The following is a 3,944-nucleotide window of genomic DNA, read 5'->3' on the forward strand; positions in this document are numbered from 1 at the left end:
CTCCGCCTGGCGGCGGACGTCGACGGCGAGCCGGGCGGCCCGGGCCGGGTCCTCGGCGCTGAGGGCGCGGGCGAGGTCGGCCGCACAGGGGACGAGCACGGGGTTGTGGTGACCCCGGGCCGCCGCGGCCTTCTCCGCCGCCTCGAGTTCGTTGATGCCGTCCTTGGCGCGGCCGACGGCCAGCAGCAGCCGGCCGCGTACCGAGCGGGGATCCGGCAGGACGATGGTGGACGGGTAGGGAGGGGCGAAGCCGTGCCGTTCGGCGACCTCCCAGGCCTGCTCGACGTGGCCGCGGGCCAGCAGGGTGTCGACCAGGCTGCAGGTCGCTGACCAGTACAGGGGCAGGCCGCGGCCGACGCGCTCGGCGAGGCGCAGCGCCTCGCGCAGGGACGCCTCGGCCTCCTTCAGCCGACCGCGCCTGCGGTGGCCGATCCCGACGTAGGCATGGGCCAGGGCGAGGTGGCCGCCGCTCCAGCCGGCCGTCTCGTAGGCGCGCAGCGCTTCGTTGTAGAGGGTCTCGGCGCGGTCGAGGCGGTCGGTGAAGCCGTAGGCGTTGGCCAGCATCAGCAGCAGTTCGATGCCCCACTCGGTGTCGGTCCAGCCGAGTCCGGGGGCGAGCCGGCCGTTGACGAGGGCGCGGTCGCACAGTCCGGCGACCTCCTCGGCGTTCTCGCCGTGCATCAGGGCGTCGAAGCCGCGCAGGATGAGCAGGGCGCGTTCGGAGTTGTCCCGGCCGGTGCAGGTGCCCGCCAGGTCGGCGAGCCGCTGGGAACGGTCGGGTGAGGTGGCCTCGCCGGCGTGCAGGCCCTCCCACATGAAGTGCACGGCCTGGAGCCGCATCCGGGCGGGGCCGGGCCGCAGCCGGGCGGCCTCCGCCTCGACCGTGCGGACGGCCTCCTCCAGCTGGTCGTTGTGCAGGAGCGCCTGGGAGAGCCGGAAGACGGCGTCCACCCGCTGGTCGCCGTCGAGGCCGGGCATCCCGAGCGCGGTCCGCAGATGGCCGATGGTGCGGGCCGGGGCGGTGAGGAAGGTGGCCCCGGCGAGTTCGTAGAGCACGTGCGGGTGTGAGTCGGGCCGGGGCGGTTCCCTCAGGGCGCGCTCCAGGCAGCGGCGGGCGGCGTCGGGGGCGCCCACGGCGAGATGCTCGCGGGCGGCCTCGCGCAGCTGTCCGACGAGCTCCTCGTCGTCGTCCGGGTGGACCTCCAGGAGGTGGCGGGCGGCGGCCGCGGCGCCGTGTCCCTCGTCGGCGACGATCCGGGCGGCGATGCCGTGCATGGCGGTGCGCAGGGCGTCGGGGATGGAGTTGTACACGGCGGTCGCGATCAGCGGGTGGACGAACTCCAGGTCGCCGTCGGCGCTGCGGCCGGTCGCGGGGTCGGGTGCGGTGAGGATACGGGCGGTGCGCAGCAGTTCGGCGCAGCGGCGGGCGTCGTCCGGCCGCAGGGTGGCGAGTTTGGCGACCAGGCCGACGGAGATGCCGGTGCCGAGGATGGCGGCGGCCCAGGCGAACCGGGTGGCGTCGATGCCGAGTTCCTCCAGGCGGGCGACGAGGCCGCCGCCGCGGGCCGAGCGGTTCAGCTCGCGCAGTTCGCCGGCCCGGGCCTCGACCGGTTCGAGCTCGCTGTCCTGCACCTTGGCGAGGAGTTCGACGGTCTCGTAGGGGTTGCCGGCGGTGACGGCCCAGACCTCGCGGCAGAACGCGGCGTCGGCGTGCCGGCCCAGGGTGGCGCGGGTGAGCCCGGCCGTGGCGTCCGGGGTGAGGGCGCTCAGGGTCGTGACGGGACCGTCCGCGGCGGCGGCGACGGTGTCGAGGTGGCGGGCGCTCGGGCCGGAGACCTCCTCGGACCGGCGGGTGACGACGACCAGGACGGACATCTCGTCCAGGCGCTCGGCGAGCCCCGCGAGCCAGTGCAGGGTCTCCTGGTCCGCCCAGTGGGCGTCGTCGATCAGCAGCACCAGCGGCCAGTCCCGGCGGGCGAGCCGGCGCACGGCCGCGACCAGGCCGTCGCACACGCCCTGCGGGTCGGCCCGCCGGTCGCCGGGCTCCGCGATGCCGAGGGCGGGGCCGGCGATGTCGTACCAGTCGCCGAGGTACTCGCGGGCCTCCTCCGGCAGCATCGACACCAGGGCCGGCTGCAGCAACTGCCGTACCACGTTGAAGGGGACCGACCTGAGGGTCTCGCCGCCGCGCGCCGACCAGACCGTGCAGCCTCGGGCCTCCGCGATGCGGCGGGTTTCGGCCAACAGCGCGGTCTTGCCGAGTCCGGCCTCGCCGCGGAAGACCAGCAGTCCGCCGGACGAGGAACGGTCCGCGCACAGGCTGTCGACCGCCCGCGCGACGGCGGCGACCTCCTCGTCGCGCTCCCACAGGGAAGCCGAGGCGGCGGCCGTGGGCCGTACCTCCGTCATCCCGCTACCTCCCCAAGTCGCCCGAACGACGTACAGACGTCGAGCGTAGCCGTCCGATTGCCTGAATGGAGGGTCGTCGGGGCACCTCTTGCCGTGACGGGTGACACCGGGTGCGGCGGGGCGACGCATCTGGCCCTCCACCAGCCGCATTCGGGTCAACAGCGCGTAAAATCAAGGGAGGTGACGCTCAATCAGCAGCAACGGGACCCACGACGCGGCCGCCGGGCGCTGGTCGCGGGGTCGGTGCGCAACCTCATCGAGTGGTACGAGTTCGGCGTCTACGGCTGCTTCGCGACGATCACCGCGGCGCGGTTCTTCACGCCGGAGGGCGGCAGCGAGGCCGAGGCCCTGGTGAGGACGTACGCGTCCGTCGCGCTCGCGTTCTTCTTCCGCCCCGTCGGCGCGGCGCTTTTCGGCCGACTCGGCGACCGGGTCGGCCGGCGTCCGGTGCTCGTCCTGGTGATCACGCTGATGACGGTGGCGACGACGCTGATCGGCGTGTTGCCGACGTACGCGCAGCGGGTGCCCTGGCTCCCTGGCTGCTGACGTTCCTGCGGGTCCTCCAAGGGCTGTCGGCGGGTGGGGAGTTCGGCGGTGCTGCGGCCCGGGGGTTCAGCGGCGGAGCGGCTGGCCCACGACACGGACGGGGTGCTGGCCGCGGGGCCGGGTGCACGGGCCGTTGCTGGACCGGCTGCTCCGGGAGCCGTACTACGCGCTGCCCGCGCCGAAGACGACGGGCAAGGAGCTGTTCCACCTCGGTCATCTGCGGGACGCGCTGGCCGGGTTCGGGACGCTGCCGGCCGAGGACGTCGTGGCGACGCTCACGATGCTCACGGCCCGGACCGTGGCCGAGGCCGTGGGGTCGGTGGGTGCGACGGAGGTGGTCGCCTCGGGCGGCGGGACGCGCAACCCGGTGCTGATGTCGATGCTCGCGGACCTGTTGCGGGGGGTGGCCCTGCGCACCTCGGACGACCTGGGTCTGCCGTCGGACACCAAGGAGGCGTATGCCTTCGCGGTGCTGGGGTTCCTGACCCTGCACGGCCTGCCGGGCACGGACCCGGCGAGCACGGGGGCCAGGCATCCCAGCGTGCTGGGGTCGGTGACGCCGGGCCGGGACGGGCAGCGGCTTCCGCCGCGGGCGGCTCGGCCGCCGGCGCGGCTGCTCCTGGAGTAGCCGGTTCCGACTCCTCTCATGCCTCTTTCACCGACGCCTCATACGGTGGGGGCATGACGCAGGAGACTCCTCCCGGGTGGTACGCCGATCCCGGACAGACAAGTGACGGGCCCGCCACCGAGCGCTGGTGGGACGGCAAGACCTGGACGGACCGCATTCGCCCGGCGCAGCCGCCCGCGACCTGGGGTCCCCCGACAGGTCCGGCGCATGCCGGTACCCCACCGACGGATCAGGCGCCCCCGGCCGGGGCTTCGACGGCACCGGCGGGCCAACCGGCTGCGGCCGGGGAGCCGACCGGGGCCGGAACGCCGGGAGCCGGTGAGCCGGCAGGGAGCGAGAAACCGGCAACGGGGCACCCGAG

1 protein-coding gene and 2 pseudogenes are annotated in these 3,944 nt (G+C 74.7%); 2 read left to right on the forward strand and 1 reads right to left on the reverse strand.

Translation table 11 applies throughout. The features are described from left to right. A partial coding sequence (locus ABZ281_RS41130; RefSeq protein WP_356663061.1) for an AAA family ATPase occupies window positions 1–2,409 on the reverse strand: 2,409 nt, incomplete at its 3' end. A gap of 180 nt (window positions 2,410–2,589) precedes the next feature. Between ABZ281_RS41130 and ABZ281_RS41135 the strand changes: the two are divergent. Further along, a pseudogene (locus tag ABZ281_RS41135) lies at window positions 2,590–3,580 on the forward strand (MFS transporter); the annotation flags it as partial. Between the two features lie 56 nt (window positions 3,581–3,636). Next, window positions 3,637–3,777: pseudogene (locus ABZ281_RS41140) on the forward strand (DUF2510 domain-containing protein); the annotation flags it as partial. Window positions 3,778–3,944 lie beyond the last annotated feature (167 nt).

This window comes from Streptomyces sp. NPDC006265 (assembly GCF_040613555.1).
GTDB lineage: Bacteria > Actinomycetota > Actinomycetes > Streptomycetales > Streptomycetaceae > Streptomyces.